General features: G+C 68.9%; 23 protein-coding genes. 5 read left to right on the plus strand and 18 right to left on the minus strand.

Annotated features, from left to right (window positions below):
• Nucleotides 1-189 precede the first annotated feature (189 nt).
• Both ID574_RS08105 and ID574_RS08110 read left to right on the plus strand, forming a co-directional pair.
• Nucleotides 190-744 carry a lamin tail domain-containing protein gene (locus ID574_RS08105; RefSeq protein ID WP_188188066.1) on the plus strand — a complete coding sequence of 185 codons (555 nt, stop codon included), beginning with the start codon at nt 190-192 and terminating at the stop codon, nt 742-744.
• 9 nt (nt 745-753) lie between these two features.
• On the plus strand, nt 754-1,140 hold the full coding sequence (locus tag ID574_RS08110) for a hypothetical protein (RefSeq protein WP_188188067.1): 387 nt from the start codon (nt 754-756) through the stop codon (nt 1,138-1,140).
• 139 nt (nt 1,141-1,279) lie between these two features.
• On the opposite strand, the gene ID574_RS08115 is transcribed toward ID574_RS08110, so the two are convergent.
• Together ID574_RS08115 and ID574_RS08120 are read right to left on the minus strand one after the other, a co-directional pair.
• On the minus strand, nt 1,280-1,576 hold the full coding sequence (locus tag ID574_RS08115; RefSeq protein ID WP_188188068.1) for a hypothetical protein: 297 nt from the start codon (nt 1,574-1,576) through the stop codon (nt 1,280-1,282).
• A 281-nt stretch (nt 1,577-1,857) separates the two neighbouring features.
• The gene (locus ID574_RS08120) at nt 1,858-2,313 is read right to left on the minus strand and encodes a lamin tail domain-containing protein (protein WP_223166462.1); all 456 of its coding nucleotides are present in this window, start codon (nt 2,311-2,313) and stop codon (nt 1,858-1,860) included.
• 175 nt (nt 2,314-2,488) lie between these two features.
• Between ID574_RS08120 and ID574_RS08125 the strand changes: the two genes are divergently transcribed.
• Complete coding sequence (locus ID574_RS08125) at nt 2,489-2,788, plus strand: hypothetical protein (RefSeq protein ID WP_188188070.1); 300 nt, start codon at nt 2,489-2,491, stop codon at nt 2,786-2,788.
• Here ID574_RS08125 and ID574_RS08130 read toward each other — a convergent pair.
• The 16 genes from ID574_RS08130 to ID574_RS08205 all read right to left on the minus strand — a co-directional run bounded on the left by ID574_RS08130 (nt 2,742) and on the right by ID574_RS08205 (nt 12,353).
• Nucleotides 2,742-2,957: a transposase gene (locus tag ID574_RS08130; protein ID WP_188188071.1), complete on the minus strand. Its 216-nt coding sequence runs from the start codon at nt 2,955-2,957 to the stop codon at nt 2,742-2,744. The genes ID574_RS08125 and ID574_RS08130 overlap by 47 nt on opposite strands.
• An 85-nt stretch (nt 2,958-3,042) precedes the next feature.
• Nucleotides 3,043-3,216, minus strand: a complete 174-nt coding sequence (locus ID574_RS08135; RefSeq protein ID WP_188188385.1) for a hypothetical protein — start codon at nt 3,214-3,216, stop codon at nt 3,043-3,045.
• A complete protein-coding gene (locus ID574_RS08140) occupies nt 3,165-3,425 on the minus strand; it encodes a WhiB family transcriptional regulator (RefSeq protein ID WP_188188072.1) in 261 nt (86 codons plus the stop codon). Before ID574_RS08140 ends, ID574_RS08135 begins: the two co-directional genes overlap by 52 nt.
• Complete coding sequence (locus tag ID574_RS08145) at nt 3,400-3,642, minus strand: hypothetical protein (RefSeq protein ID WP_188188073.1); 243 nt, start codon at nt 3,640-3,642, stop codon at nt 3,400-3,402. Before ID574_RS08145 ends, ID574_RS08140 begins: the two co-directional genes overlap by 26 nt.
• 38 nt (nt 3,643-3,680) lie before the next feature.
• Entirely contained in the window at nt 3,681-5,135 is a 1,455-nt protein-coding gene (locus tag ID574_RS08150; protein WP_188188074.1) for a transfer protein, read from the minus strand.
• 3 nt (nt 5,136-5,138) lie between these two features.
• Nucleotides 5,139-6,005, minus strand: coding sequence for a hypothetical protein (locus ID574_RS08155; protein ID WP_188188075.1), 867 nt, complete (start codon nt 6,003-6,005; stop codon nt 5,139-5,141).
• Between the two features lie 15 nt (nt 6,006-6,020).
• Nucleotides 6,021-6,452 carry a hypothetical protein gene (locus ID574_RS08160; protein WP_188188076.1) on the minus strand — a complete coding sequence of 144 codons (432 nt, stop codon included), beginning with the start codon at nt 6,450-6,452 and terminating at the stop codon, nt 6,021-6,023.
• Nucleotides 6,453-6,464: 12 nt separating this feature from the next.
• Complete coding sequence (locus tag ID574_RS08165) at nt 6,465-8,393, minus strand: hypothetical protein (protein ID WP_188188077.1); 1,929 nt, start codon at nt 8,391-8,393, stop codon at nt 6,465-6,467.
• A 133-nt stretch (nt 8,394-8,526) separates the two neighbouring features.
• Nucleotides 8,527-8,793 carry a hypothetical protein gene (locus tag ID574_RS08170; protein WP_188188078.1) on the minus strand — a complete coding sequence of 89 codons (267 nt, stop codon included), beginning with the start codon at nt 8,791-8,793 and terminating at the stop codon, nt 8,527-8,529.
• A complete protein-coding gene (locus ID574_RS08175; RefSeq protein ID WP_188188079.1) occupies nt 8,790-9,221 on the minus strand; it encodes a hypothetical protein in 432 nt (143 codons plus the stop codon). Before ID574_RS08175 ends, ID574_RS08170 begins: the two co-directional genes overlap by 4 nt.
• A gap of 44 nt (nt 9,222-9,265) precedes the next feature.
• Complete coding sequence (locus tag ID574_RS08180) at nt 9,266-10,348, minus strand: hypothetical protein (protein ID WP_188188080.1); 1,083 nt, start codon at nt 10,346-10,348, stop codon at nt 9,266-9,268.
• Nucleotides 10,348-10,584: a hypothetical protein gene (locus ID574_RS08185; protein WP_188188081.1), complete on the minus strand. Its 237-nt coding sequence runs from the start codon at nt 10,582-10,584 to the stop codon at nt 10,348-10,350. Before ID574_RS08185 ends, ID574_RS08180 begins: the two co-directional genes overlap by 1 nt.
• Nucleotides 10,584-11,297 (minus strand): hypothetical protein, encoded by a 714-nt coding sequence (locus ID574_RS08190; RefSeq protein WP_188188082.1) that lies wholly within the window; start codon nt 11,295-11,297, stop codon nt 10,584-10,586. The genes ID574_RS08185 and ID574_RS08190 overlap by 1 nt, the downstream gene beginning before the upstream one ends.
• Nucleotides 11,294-11,698 carry an SsgA family sporulation/cell division regulator gene (locus tag ID574_RS08195; RefSeq protein WP_188188083.1) on the minus strand — a complete coding sequence of 135 codons (405 nt, stop codon included), beginning with the start codon at nt 11,696-11,698 and terminating at the stop codon, nt 11,294-11,296. The genes ID574_RS08190 and ID574_RS08195 overlap by 4 nt, the downstream gene beginning before the upstream one ends.
• Nucleotides 11,695-12,015, minus strand: coding sequence for a hypothetical protein (locus ID574_RS08200; protein WP_188188084.1), 321 nt, complete (start codon nt 12,013-12,015; stop codon nt 11,695-11,697). The genes ID574_RS08195 and ID574_RS08200 overlap by 4 nt, the downstream gene beginning before the upstream one ends.
• Nucleotides 12,016-12,125: 110 nt before the next feature.
• Complete coding sequence (locus tag ID574_RS08205; protein WP_223166463.1) at nt 12,126-12,353, minus strand: helix-turn-helix domain-containing protein; 228 nt, start codon at nt 12,351-12,353, stop codon at nt 12,126-12,128.
• A 120-nt stretch (nt 12,354-12,473) separates the two neighbouring features.
• Here ID574_RS08205 and ID574_RS08210 point away from each other — a divergent pair, with 120 nt between their 5' ends.
• Both ID574_RS08210 and ID574_RS08215 read left to right on the plus strand, forming a co-directional pair.
• Nucleotides 12,474-12,818, plus strand: coding sequence for a GntR family transcriptional regulator (locus ID574_RS08210; protein ID WP_188188085.1), 345 nt, complete (start codon nt 12,474-12,476; stop codon nt 12,816-12,818).
• A gap of 238 nt (nt 12,819-13,056) precedes the next feature.
• Complete coding sequence (locus ID574_RS08215) at nt 13,057-14,370, plus strand: helix-turn-helix domain-containing protein (RefSeq protein ID WP_223166464.1); 1,314 nt, start codon at nt 13,057-13,059, stop codon at nt 14,368-14,370.
• Nucleotides 14,371-14,377 lie beyond the last annotated feature (7 nt).

The raw sequence follows: 14,377 nt of genomic DNA on the forward strand, positions 1-14,377 counted from the left end.
CTGTTCGCCCGCTGGTGGCATCTCCGCCCGTACCCGCCCCTGGACGCCGCTCTGGAGCGGCCTGAACGCGTCGACGAGCCCGAGCCGGGCGTCGGCGACTGACCGGCCAGCAACGGCGCTGGCCTACCTGGAGGCGGACCCGTGACGGCCGCCTTTCTTCATGTCATCCATCAAAGGAGCGCCCTCACTATGCGCACCAGATTCGTGGCCGCCCTGGCGGCCCTCCTCATCGGCGCAGGCCTCGCCACGCCATCCTCCGCCGCCGCTGATGTGCCCGGCCTGGAGATCGTCCAGATCGGCTACAACGCCTACGGCGCCGACCAGCCGTGGAACCGCAACCAGGAATTCATCGACATCAAGAACACCTCCACCGAGCCCGTCGACGTCAAGGGCCTGCGCGTGGAGGACGCGTGGGCGCACGGCCGCGGCTCGGGCGCCGGCCAGTGCAACAACTACACGCTCACCTCGCTGCCGGGCGTCGTCGAGGCCGACGGCAAACTGCTGCTGTCCGCCGGCCACACGATCCGCGTCTACGTCGGCTCCGGAACCGCCGCGGTGTTCGGCGACGGCCAGATGCACGCCGTCTACATGAACCACAACGTGGCATGCGGGTATCGCGGACACTTCCTCAACAACGGCGCACAGCGCGACAAGGGCGCGCCGTGGGACACCGTCTGGATCACCCTCGGCTCGGCATCCGAGTCCAAGAGCTACAACTTCTCCCGCGGCTACACCGCCCACTAGGAGGACGTCATGCAGGTACGAATCTTCGGGTACGAGCCCGCGGTCTGGTTGTACGTCATCAACGCCCTGGTGGCGTTCCTGGCCACGCTGCCCGCGGTCGGCCTCACCGCTGAAACGTCCGGGTATGTGATGACGATCGCCAACGGCGTGGTCGCGCTCATCGTCGCGTTCCTCACCCGGCCGTGGGTCGTCTCCGCGCTCACCGGCGCCCTGTCCACGATCCTGACCGGGCTCGCCTCGTTCGGGCTGCCGCTCACCGAGCAGCAGACGGGCGCGTTCGTCGTGCTCACCTCCGCCGTGCTCGGCCTAATCCTGCGGGCGAACGTGTCGCCGGCGCCGGTCACGTCGGATTATCCGCCGGGCGCGCATTCGGACAAGAACGTGACGTCGCTGTAGACGTCCCGCGCTGGGGCAGCCCACACCCTGGCGTTGGGATGGTCCGCCGTCGGCCGGGGATGGGACTCACGGCCACGGCGGACACGGAACGCCCCGCTCGTCTCCCTCAAGGGAGGCGGGCGGGGCTTCTTCGCGTTTGTCAGCTGCCGTACGCGCCGGCGGGCGCCCGTACGGGCTCCCTCTCCCTTTCAGGGATCTGCCGCTGCTCCATGAGTTCTTGGCGGAGTTCCTCGACGTGGAGGCCGGAGCCGAGCGCGAAGAATGTGGGAGCCCACTGACCGACGAAGATCCCCCAACGGTCGGCCCTGTCGATGCCCTTAGTGGTTTCGAGCGCGAGTGAGGATGCCCAGGCCGCGAACGACAGCCCGATCGAGGCGATCCCGCACGTGTACAGGAACGAGGACCGGATGCCCATCTTGTGAAGTGTCTTGATCATGGCTTTCCTCCGTGAAGCTGCTGCCAATCTCCGTGCTGCCCCTGGGGGATATGCCGATGCGATGACGGTGGAAGATTCACTGTCCACTGGAGGGCAACGAATGGCAGGTGGCGGCGTGGAACGGAGCCGGGCGGGAAGGTCGGAGTTGCGGCGTGGGTGTCTGAGCCTCTGACCAGGGTGCAGCCAGACGCCCACGCCCCTCCACAGGAGGGCTACCGTCCGAGGTCGTAGAGCCGGAGGACCGCTTCACGCACCTCGGGCGGTGGCCGCTCTGCGCTGCGCTACTGGCAGTTGGTCCAGTCGCCGGCGCTGCCCCACGAGCAGGTATCGATCTTCTTCAGGTCTGAGCCTCGGTGGATGCTGGCCGTGTCGCCGTCGTTGTTCCACACGTACTGCCTGCGGTTCCAGTACACCGTCGACGTGCCGTCCTCTCCGCTGCCGCTGCGGACCGTGACCGTTTTGCCCGGCTTGAGTGTGAACGGGCCGAACCGGTACTTGTAACCGGTCTCGTCCCGCAACACCCAGCGCTCCAACTGGATCGTCTTCCTCGTTGTGTTCTTCAGCACCACGTACTCGGCGTTGAGGGAGGAGTTGGAGCGCCGGTCCGCGCCGGGGCTGTCGTAGTACACCTTCACGATCTGAACCGCCGGCGCGGCGGCCTGAGCGGGTGCGGCGGCCAGTGTGGACGCGAGCAGGGCCGTCCCGGCGGCAGCGGCGGGAGCGAGACGTCTGAACACGGGCGAACTCCTGAGAGTAGGGGGATGGAACGTGACAACAGTGTGACGGCGGGGATTGCAGCGGGGTTGCCGAACGGTTGTGTCCGCATCCGGCCAACCACAGCGGGCCGGCCGCTGGCCCGCACGGGTGTTCGGTCTAGGATCCTCTCGAACCACACGCACCACGGGGGAGACCATGGCCGACTACGACATCCCGCCAGATGCGATCAAAGCGCAGCAGGCTTACGACGCCGCGGATGCCGAGGTGCAGCGGCTTATCTCCCTCATGCCGTCCGGTGTCGCTGTAGCGGCCGGAGAGGCGACCATCCCGCCAGGGCTGGCCGACGAGCTACAGAGGGCGCGCCTGGCGCGGCTGGCGCGAATGGAAGAGCTGCGGGACCTGGACTGGTGGCAGACGGTGGACGACCCGATCAAGGCGGAGATGGCGCTCAGGAAGGCCGCGAGGCCAGGCGATGCCCCTGAGGGAACGGGATGACTTCGACCAGGTCGGCGAGGTCGACGTACACCGCGACCTCTCGGGGGTGCCGGCAGTAGCCGAGGGTGTAGGTTCGCCCGTTGATCTGCTGGGTGATTTTGAGGACGGCACGCTGGTCGAGGGTGATCGCGTCGATTTGGATGCCGTCAGGGCCGTGCCAGGTCACCACACCTGAAAACTGTACAAAACGGACACAGTGGGGTGTGAAGAAGCCCCGGCCTCACCAGAGACCGGGGCCGCAACAGCGGGCGACGTCACACGTCACGGCGTGCACCTCGCCTGCCTGTCTTCTCGGCGCGCAACGCCGCGGCCGCAGCGGCGCCCGCGATCAGGGTGGTGGTGGCGAGCGCGCCGGCGAGACCGAGCAGCACCTCGCTCAGCGACGGCGCCAGACGCCGACGGCGGACGACCGGGGTAGGTGATGACATGACATTCTCCATGGTGATCTAGATGGTGGGTTTGATAGCGCATACTGCAGGCACTCTGCCTGCACTTCGCAGGATCGGCACACCCGCTTGGCCACCTTCGGCGAGGCGCCCTTCTCCGGGAAGAACACCTCCGGGTCCGTCTGGGAGCAAAGGCCAGCGTCCAGCCACGACAGCGGGCGGTGGTCAGTGGCCAGGTCGACGTCCGCCACGGCCGACCTCGTCTCTGCGGATGAACTGAGCGGGCCGGGCGCCGGCCAAGCGCACCACGCCGACGATCACAAGGATCGCGAGAGCCGTGACCATGACGCCGACCGCGATCAGGAGCACGGTCAGGAGCGGGTTTGCGTCGGCGCCGGTTCTTCCGACGAGCGCCGTGAGGATCACACCGCCGCAATAGCCAGCGGGGATCCGATACAGGCTGTTCACTGTGATCTCCCTTCCTGGGGGTGCCGTGGTGGTGGACGTCAACGGTTCAGGGCGTACAGGCCATGGCCGACGCGGGCGATCTCCTCGTCGTTGGCGAGCGCGACCAGCGTGTTACGGACCGAGCCGATCCGAACCTCGCGGCCGCCGTCCTGGTTGACGACGTCGAGGATCTCCTCGGCCGTCAGCGCGTCCTCGGCGGCGGCCAGGGCAGTCACGACGCGGTCCTCCAGGCGTTTCTTCTTCCTCCCGCCGCGGCTAGCAGAGTCGCCGTCCGCCGACTGCGTCCGCTGCTCCTTCTCGGCGTACTCGTCGCGCAACGCCTGGCACAGCGCGGCCATGGCGGCAGGGTCGTGGCGGGCGGCGTACGCCTCGCCAGCGGCCTCCCACGACGCTTCCTCCAGCCGGGCGGGCTCTCCGGGGCCGTACAGGGCGAGAATCTCCGGGTCGAGGCCGGGCAGCGGCTCGATAGAGCCGATCCGCCAATGCCGCATCAGACTGGTCGGGGTCAAGCTCGTCAGCAGGTAGGCCATGCCCTGCGTGTCGCAGAAGTCGTCATCGTCGTCGTACGCGTCGAACTGGCTGCGCAGCTCAGGCTGCTTGAGCTGCTTGGGGATCGGCATGAGCTGCGTGCCCGGCTCCAGCAGCCCGTCCTTGGCCAGCTGCTGCATGACGGTGGACGTCCAGCGCAGCAGCGTGACCTCGCCCTCCTTGAACATGGCGCGCAGCGTGTCGCTGCCGCCGAGCTCTTCCAGGTGGGAGGCTTGGGCGTCCAGCTCAGCGCCGACGCCGAGCGAACCGCCGGCACGGCTCAACTCCCGCAGCAGATAGGCCGCTTCGTCCCGGTAAGGAGCGCCCCGCTCCAGCGCACGGTTGGCCTCGTCCAGGCGCACCGACATGAGCGGGTCGGGGTCGCCGATCAGGAACGTGTTGCGCCCCATCTTCCAGTAGCGGGGCTGCCGGGCGAGCGAGGCGACCGCGACTGCCGACCGCAGCATGAGGATGACCTCCTCCTGCGTGGTGGCGAACCAGTCGACGTTTCCCTCGGCCTCGGGCGCGGACTGGCCACCTTTCAGGTCGCCGTACCAGGTGACGATGCCGTTGCGCTTCTCGCACGCCATCACGTACTGCACGATCCGGGACTTGCCGGCGCCGGTGGTACCGAACACGAGCGCCCGCTGGGCTCTGCCGGTCCGCTTATCGAAAAGCCTGCGCCGGGCCGGGCGCCCGTTGTGGTGGCGGCCGACCACGATCCGGCCATGCCGGTCCATCAGCATGTCGGCGGGGGAGGGCGGCGGCATGACCGCGAGCGGGTTGGCCGGGTAGACGGTGACGATGGCGCGGCGCCCGTGCACCTCGACGACGACCCGGCCAGGGTCGTCTTCCACGCCTAGCGCCGAGCACAGCGCCTCGTGGTCGTACTTGACGACCTGGCCGGGCGGCGCTTCCAGCATCAGCTCGACGATCTCGCCGTCGGGGATAGCGACCGCGCTCATGTTTCAGCCCTCCTCGTCTATGCGGTCGGCGGGCCGGCCGGTGCGCACGCTGGTCAGCACGGTCCCGGGCATGGCGTCCGGGGCGATCCGGTTGGCCCACACCGCGGCCGGTGTGACGTCCTCGTCCGGCCGGCCGACCTGCAGCAGCCGATAGGCGGAGCCACGGCCGGGCACCGGCCCGATGGCTATCAGGTCTTCGGGGACGTCCATCAGCGCCGACAGTCGCATGATCGAGATGTCCGGGACCGGCTGGCCGGGGACGGCGGAGCGGACCACCGCCCGCACGGCTGTCTCGCCGGTCCGCTCGATGTCCTCTAGCAGTGTGCCGGGGGCGGCACCGCCGTCGATGGCGACCTTCTGCGCCCACCAGCGCGCTGCCGGATGGTCACACACCTCGGCTGGCAGCGGCGCGACAGTGGTTGACGGGACGCGCGGCGGCGGGGACACCATACGGCGGGCGACGTCGGCCGGGCGCGCCACCCACGTTCCCACCGTCCAGGTGGCCAGCGCCGCTGCCTCGAGCGGGTGGATACCGGGCACCCACTGTTCGGCGACCAGCAGACAGGCGAGGCTGCCGCCAGGCATCAGGTACAGCACGGTGGCGGTCGCCTTCTGGTGGCCATCAGGCTTCCACAGCCGCAGCGTGGCCAGCCCGCCCAGAGTGAGCGCCGCGTCGGCCAGCAGGGACACGCCGGTCCAGTGGCCGGTGAACAGACCCGCCGCAGCGGACGCAGCGCCGGCGAGCGTGGCCACGCGCCCCACAGCGCTGCGGACGACCTGCACGCGGCGTTGCATCTTGGTCAGCGCGTGCCACTGCGGCACTGTCACCTCCACGGGCGACAGTGCTGGCGGGTTCACAGGCCGGGCCACAATCGTCTCCTTCGGTCAGCGGTTGCTGTAGAACTCGGCCTCAGCCATCGGCACAGGCATGTGGGTGGCGGCGTCGGCGACCGTCCCGTAGTCGCCCTCGTGGGCGTCGGCGGCCTGCTGGAACAGGGTCGACAGGTCCTCGGCCGCCTCCGCCATCGCCTCGGCCTCGTTCAGCACGCTCCGCATGACGGCCGCGGCCTGATGGTGCTCACCCACGGTGTCGCGGTCGACGGTCAGCGACGCCATCTGCTCTGCCAGCCGATCCACCGACGTCGAGCAGCCCTCGACGTAGCGGTAAGTGGAGCGGACCTGCTGGCTCAGCCCGCGCAACTTGATCCCGGCCATGGTGAGCTGGGCGATGACGATGGTGTAACGCACCGCCGTCTCCAACACGCCGCCGCTCGCCTCCACCGCGGCGCCCGTCTGGCGCCTCTCCAACTCGCTCATGAGCTCCTCCTGCTACTCGTCGTGGTATTCGCGCTCAGCGGGACGGGTGTGGCCGGCATCGCGGACCGCGTCGGCCAGAGGCTTGTGGCGGGCAGCGGCGTTCGCGCCGGCGATAGAGATGGCCTCGGAGGCGGCGGGCAATGTGTCGGCGATCGCCATGGCGCGGGCGCGCACGGTGGCGGTCTTGTCCATCAACCTGACGACCATGCCTTCCAGCACGCCGGGCACCATCAGCTCGACGACCTTGGCGTGCAGGGATTCCAGCCGGGTGAGCAGCAACTCGCAGCCGTCCGCGGTGTGCCGGGCCGGGGCCACCCCGTCGAGAATCTCCTCCGCCATGTCGGCGTCGGCGTCGATCACGTCGTAGATGGTCAACTCTGCGTCGCGGTACTGCGTGCTGCGGACGGGCGCGCTCACGAAACGGGCTCCATTCGGGGTCGCTGCTGGTGTCGGCGAAGGGCCTGCGGGTAGCGCAGGGCGTCCTCCAGCGGGTGCTCCCGCCAAGACCAAGGGCTCGGGCGCCGGCTCTGGGGGATCGTCGACGCGCTCGCAGGACTCAACCCGCACGCTCCGGTCCGCCCCCGGCGGCGGGCGCATCCCCTCGAACCCTGGAGGAGGCGGGGGCGGCGTGCCGCCTGCTGTCGAGCTCCACGCGGTCGCGCCGGAGGCCTTGTGACGTCTGGTCCACCAGCGCTGCCGCGCGCCCCGATGCTTGCCGCGCTTGGGCCAGGTGAACCCGAAACTCATCCTGGAGCGCGGCTCGGGACGGGTTCTACGACGGCTCCAGCGCTTCAACCACCTGGCGCCGTGCTTCGCCGACTTGCGCACCCAGGACTTCCTGGAACGCCGACGCGGGCGCGCGGCCTCGCGTTCGGGGGCGACCCGGCGGTTCCAGCGTTTCCGCCCCTCGATCGCCTTGTCGCCACCGGGCCCGGGCCGCCGCTTGCTGGCCTTCCACCGCAGCCGGTCGTGCCGCGGCTTGCCCTTGTTGTCTGCCTTGCGCTTGCGGCCGCCGCCCGGGCGTCCGGATGTCCAGCCCTTCGGATCCTTGTCGCCGCCCTTGCCTCGGCGTTTGGGAGCCTTCCACCGCAGCTTGCCCGCAGGCTTCTTAGGAGCCTTCGGAGCCTTCGGGGAGTTCTTGTCGGCACCGCCCTTGGGCGTCTTCGGCGACTTGCCAGTGTCGGCGCCGCGGCGCTTCCGCCAGCCGAAACCGCCCTTGGCGGCGCCCTTCCGCCGCTTCTGCTTATCGCGCCCCCACGTCGTCTTGCCGCCCGGGCCAGCCTGGGGTGCATTGCCGCCCTTGCTGTCACGTCCCGGTCCTTTACGCGAACGATCCTGGCCGGCCCCGGGCCGATCGCCCCTGTCGCGCCGCTTACGGCCACCATCAGGGCGCGAACCCCTGCGGTCGCCGCCACCCGGGGAACGCAGAGACGACCTCTTGCCCCCCGATCCTCCCGAATCGGCGCCATTCGCTCTCCGAGCGCCGCTGGCGGCAGCCTTGGCCTGCGCCTTGTCGGCGTTGGCTCGAGCCTCATCAGCGAGCGCCTTCCGGCGGCGGGCCTGCTGCCACATGCCCTGCGCTGCCGCCACACCCAAAGCGGTGACCAGCGCTATCGCGACCGCGAGCGTGTCCCGCACGGTCGGATTGTCGGGATCCTCCGGCGCGGGCGGGACGAACCCGCCATCCTCGCCGCTGTCCTCGCCGGCGTCGGCCGGGGCCGGGACACCAGGCATCGTCAGGGCGAGCGGTGGCGCCATGTCCGCGACGCCGGGCAGCCGGGGCCAGACACCGGCCGGAGCGGACGGCGCGGCGCCCTCGGCGGGGCTGTCCGTCACGCCCGGGTCAGGGTCTGGTCTAGGGGCGTCGAAGGAGCCCGGCAGGAACACGCGAGGAAACTGTACGACCGAGCCGCCCCCGTCCTTGTCGTCGCTGCCGCTCACGACCGCCTCCTCTCAAGGGTTGACAGACAGTGACCGAATGAGGGAACCTCTCTCGCGCGCGCGCCGCGCGTACGCGCGCCGCGCATTACGCGCGCGCGAGGCGCACTCGGCGCATGAACATGAAGATGCGCAGTCACGATCCGTGACCTCCATGCCAGCGTGCTTCGGACTCCTCCTGCTGGGCGGCCCACGTCGCGAGCAGCTCCGCCAGCTCATACATCGCCCGCGGGTTGCGCTGGCTGCGCCGCGCCCGCCGCGCGGCGGCCTTGGCCCGGTCGAAGCACAACTTCGCGAACTGGGCGTCATCCTTGACAGCCTGGGTGCGCTCATTCCAAGTTCTGGCGAGGTTCTGCAGCCGGCGCAGCGCCTCCGGAGTCAGCTTGTCGACCGTCCCGTTCACGCCGGCCGCTCCTCACGGATCAGGTCGAGGAACTCCCTGTCCGACTTCGCCGACGCTGGCCGCGCGCCTGCCCGCCTCGGCTGAGCTGGGCGTTTGGCCGGGTCAGGGCCGGGCGCGAGCGCCTGCTGCTTGTCCTGCGCGGCAGCCTGCCGCTTCGCGGGGATCTCGTGACGGTTCCTGCGATATCGGGCCTCCAGCCGGAACGTCAGTCTGGCCGCAGCCTCAAGGTGTTCCTGGATCTCGGCGAACGGGGCGGTAACCCTCCAATGCCGCCACCACGCCTCAAACGAGCCGTATTCCGACGGCGGGTTCTCCGCCCACATGGCCTCAGCGTCACGCCGCATGTGAGCCACGAAGTCGGCATACTCCGACAGCGCCCGCCGCAGCTGGGCTGCGAACGCCTGCACCACCTCCGGGCGGTCCAGCATGTCCCCAGACCACTCCGGCCCGGACGAAGAAGTCCTACTCATCATCAATCCCTTCCTTCGAGCGCCTTCTTGACCTTGGTGGCGGTGCCGGTGCCGCACCCCAACGCTTTGCCGATCTTCTGGATGCCGGCGTCGGCGGGCAGCTTCCCGGCGGCGATCAAGGCGCGTGCCCGGTCCGTCAGAGCGTCGATATCGACCCTCGGACGGGGCGGCGGAGGGCTGTACCGGCGGCCAGCGTTTGCCCTGTACTCAAGGTGAGTACGGCCATCAGTACGGCCTGTACCGGAGGCCGCCGGGACAGGCAGCGCCTGCAGCACCGACCACAGCGCCGGCAGCACCCACACCGCGGTCACCGCCGCGACCGGACCAAGGCTGTGCACGATCAACGTCAGCAGATCGAAATCGACGTCGGGCGCGAACGCTGGCCAGCAGTTCAACACCAGCGTCAGAACGAGCAGCAGCGCCTCGGCGCGGAACAACTTCCGGCCGGGGCCGTTCTTGTCCTTGCGGTCGACGACCTGGCCGCGCATCGCGCTGTAGGCCTGCACCGCCACGGCGGCCAGCAGCGGCAGCGATAGGGCCGGCTCCACGCCGAACGCCGCCCACCAGGCGAACGTGTGCTCCTTCAGTTCCAGCGCCGTGGCCACCGAAGCCTGCACGCCGATACTCGACACCGCCAGGCCGATCGCGGCCGCCGCCATCACCATCACCGTGACAGTGCGGCGCACCTTGGCGTCGCGGTAGGCCAACGCGACCGGGTCCTGGGCGAGCTCGTGCAGCCGGGCGGCCTCGCTGACATCGCGGCGACGCTTGCGCACCTTGGGCGTGTCGATCAGCAGAGGCGCGTCGTCGTCCTGCAACTCCAGGAGGCGGTGCGCCTCGGCGACCTCGGCGCGCAGCTTGCGGACGCGGCTGGTGTTGCCTTCGTCGTCGTCGAAGTCGAGCCCATACTCGGGTTCAGGCTCGTCCTCGATGTAGGACTCGTCGTCGACCTCGGAATCCTCGACATCGGGCTCGTGGGCGGCCGGCTCCGGGAGGCGGGAGGCGACATAGTCCTCGAGCGCGGCCAGGCCGCGCGCGACGTCATCCTCGGGCGGAGGATCGGGCGACGGGGTCGTGGTGTTCATCAGACGGTCTCCGGGGTTCGGATCAGAGCCTGTAGGTGGGCGGTGGGCAGCGCCTGCGCCAGCAACTGCGCCGGGTGTGCCCCGGGCGCGGGCATCTGGTCGTGGGCGGTGAGCACGTGCCGCACGTGCACGAGCGGGTCAGGTTCGTCGCGCTCGGCCGCGGCGACGGCGGCGCGCGCGGCGGCCAACAGTTCGGCGTGCTCGGCGACGAGGAGCGCGGCCTGGGTCTGGTTCATCAGAACCCTCCAGGCGGTGCGTCGAGGACAGTCACACCAGGCAGAAACACGGAGTTGACGTGCCAGAATCGGCCTTCACGGTCGCTACGGAAGATCCGGCCGTATACCTGGTTGGGGTCGACCGCTACGCCCGCCTGGGTGCACAGACCCGGCAGCATCTTGAGCGCGATGCCGTAGGCCGCCTCATACTCGGCGGTGAACCGGCCACTGGCCAGCGCCTTGTCAACGGTCTGCTCTCCGATGTCCGACTGCCGACGGAGGTCCACTCGGAACTCGTACACCTCGGCGGTGCTCTCGTCCGGCGTGGACATTGCCATGTGGGGGACGGGGCCCGACGGCGATGCCTTCCTGATGGTGCGGCGGCGCCGCCACTGCCACCAGCGCGGCCGGGGCTCGGCGAGTCGATCGACGGTGTCGGTGAGTTCGTGCACGGTCTCGGCGACCGAGCCGACCGCGGCAGCGGTGGAGTCGGCGAACTCGACGCCCTGGTTCACGGTCGCGGTCAGATTGTGGACCTCAGCGCCGAGGTCCTCCAGCCCGTTCTGCAGGGCCTGGCCGGCGGCGGACACGTGGCCGGCCAGGTGCTGGATCGCGGCCGGCGTCTTGGCCAGCAGTTCCAGCGCGGTGGCGATCCGGGCGAGATCGGTGCGCATCGCCAGCATGGCCTGCGCGTCATCCTCGGGGTGGGGTGTGAAGAGTCGGTCGGCGGTCATGCGGTCACCTCCGCCAGCCAGCGGTCCAGTTCGGCGCGGGCGATCGGCCGCTGCCGGTTGAGCGGCACCATCCGGCACGTCTTCTCCAGGAACGCCTCGACAGCGTCCCGCTCGGCGTACAGTTCGCGCAGCCCGCCCCGGCACGGCACCGTGAGCGTGATGTAGTCCCGCACGGCGTGCGGCTTGACCAGCGGGAAACCGGACTCGCCGGTCGGCTTCTCCAGGCCGTCGATCAGCAGGTCGCGGTAGAGCACAACCTCGTGGACGCCGTCGTGGTCGGGGATGACGATCTCGACCGCGAACGGGTCGTCGCTGCGGTAGACGATGGTCGCCGTGTACGGCTCGTCGCTGTGCCGGGCCGCGTTCCACAAAAGGATCGGCACGTTAAGGATCTTTCTCATGCGGTCACCGTCCCGGTGAGCGCGGTGGCGGGCGGGGTCATGCCGCGGCCCATCAGCGCGGTGGTGAGCATCGCCAACGCCCGATGCTCCAGGTCGTCCAGGGAGATCTCCTCCACGCGGACGCCGGTAGCGACGCTGGCGTAGACCGGCCGGCCGGGCTCCCAGCGGAGACCGATCTGCAGGCCAGGCAGCTCGAGATCCGTACCGATGCACATGCCGAAACCGGCGTCGTCGCCGAGGTGATCCGTACACCACAGCTGATGCTCCGGCTCCGGCCAGCGCTGCGCGGGGATGCGAATGTCGGGGGTGTCGTGCATGATGATGGTTGTCCCTTCGCTCGTGCTGGTGGTCGGGACATGCGGAAGCTGGCGACCTCGGTCTGGGCGGATGGGGGTCGCCTTTCGCATGTCAGGGGAGATCGCGCGCATCAGACCGCGACCTCGTCAGGCTCGGCGCCCCACTTCGGCGCAGCCAGCAGCGCCTCCACGAACGCGCGAGGAACCTGCTTCTTGCTACGCACAGGAACGTGGGGGAACTCGCCAGCTTCGACAGCGCGGCGGACAGTGATGGGCGAGACGCCGAGAATCTCGGCAACCTCAGGGATGGGCAACGCCTGACGGCGATCCGGCGTGATCTCAACGCTCTTGCGGCTCACAACAACTCCTAGGGGCGCTTCACACTCTCTATATGCCTAGGCAAACACGTTGAACTATGCAAGTCAACGCATGGATGGACGTGCTTTCCTAGTTCACACATTTCCGCCTAGCCTTATCTCGTGCCGATCGATTTCAGTGACCCACGTCCGGCCTACCAGCAGATCGCCGACGACCTCCGAGGCAAGATCAAGGATGGTCGCATCAAGTTGGGCGAGCGGCTCCCGTCCCGCAAGGACCTGGCCAAGCACTACGACGTGGCCCCTGAGACCGTCAGAAAGGCCCAGAGCGAACTGGCCAACGACGGGCTGATCAGCACACAGTCAACTCGGGGCGTCTATGTGATCAAGACGCCGGAAGAGCCTGAACCGTCGCAGGAATACCGACAGGTGATGGCTGAACTTCAGCGCCTGACAGAGCGGGTTGGCGGGCTCGAGTCTCGCGTGCGGGCCCTCGAAGACCAGTGAGAACGTCCACACGCCTCTCCAAGCGCTCGATGCGACACGCCAGCGCGCGAAGCGCTTCGGCGACCTTGACGCACTCTGATGGACTCATAGATCTACCGTAGGAACGACACATGCCGCGCCGGAAGGAACGTATGCCGCACCGATGCAGCACTGCTGCGGAACTCTTGCAGCGCGGTTATTGATCTACAGGGCAGGAATCCTAGACTCACAGGAGACTCACTCAGCGGAGGAGCACGCTGTGGATGTCGTGAACGACTGGAACGGCGCGATGGCCGGCGTCCTACGCCAGGCATACCACTACTCCCAGCGTGAGTTCGCGAAACGTCTCGGGGTTGATCCTCGCACGATCGTGAAGTGGGAGGGCAACCCGAACCTGCAGCAGGAGTCAGAACAGCAGCAGATCCTGGACATGGCGCTCTGGACAGCTCCTGACCACGTCAAGGCACGTTTCGCGCACCTCCTAAGCCGCCAGACCGACCCAATACGCGACCCAACACGTGAGCCGCAGGTCGTGCCCGAGTCACAGGAGTGGACCGATGACGATATGAACCGCCGTGAAATGCTCCGCCTCTTCACCATGGCCGGCGCCGTCATCGCCACACCCCAGGCGAGTCAAGCTCTCGATCTCGACCGGATCGCCAACCGAGCCACCCGGCCCGACACCGAGACCATCACCCAGTACGAGACCCTGAACACCCATCTGTGGCAGGTCTTCATGCTGGCCAGCAGCAAGCGCAAGGTTTACCCGCTCGTTCAGGACCACCTCGCCACGCTCGTCGACGCCCTCCAGCGCTCCACGACCGAGACGACCCATCGCCAACTGTGCGCCCTCGCCGGAGACCTGTTCCAGCTCGCCGGCGAAATCCACTTCGACGGCAACCAGTACACCGACGCCGCCCACTGCTACACCCTCGCCGCCTCCGCCAGCAGAGAGGCGGCGGCCTACGACCTGTGGGCATGCGCCATGACCCGGCACGCCTTCATCGGCGTCTACGAACGCCAGTACGCCACCGCGGCACCCATGCTCGACCTCGCCGCCACGCTCGCCCGCCGTGGGAACAGCAGCCTGTCCACGCGCCACTGGGTCGCCGCCGTACGAGCCGAAACCCTCGCGGGGCTCGGCGACTTCGACAGCTGCCAGCGTGCCCTCGACGACGCCGAGCAGGTTCGCAACATGACCGGGACCATCCACAACGGCGGGTGGCTGCGTTTCGACGGCGGCCGACTCCACGAAGAGCGCGGCACCTGCTACACCATGCTCCGCCGCCCCGATCTCGCAGAGCAGGTACTCGCCGGCGCGCTCGCACACAACCTCACCACGCGCCGCCGCGGCGGCGTCCTGGTAGATCTCGCTTCCCTGGGTGTCCAGCGGGGCGACCGTGACCAGTTGCTTGATTACGGTCGCGCCGCCGTCGAGCTCGCCCGTCGCACCGGGTCCGGCGTCATCGCCCAGAAGCTGCGCGGACTGCAGGATCAGATGACCGCCCTACCGGTCGACGACCGGCTACGTGCGCTGCACAACGACATCAACGAACTGGCCACGGCCAGTTGAACCACGA

The organism is Nonomuraea sp. SYSU D8015, from assembly GCF_008065375.1.
Lineage (GTDB): Bacteria > Actinomycetota > Actinomycetes > Streptosporangiales > Streptosporangiaceae > Nonomuraea.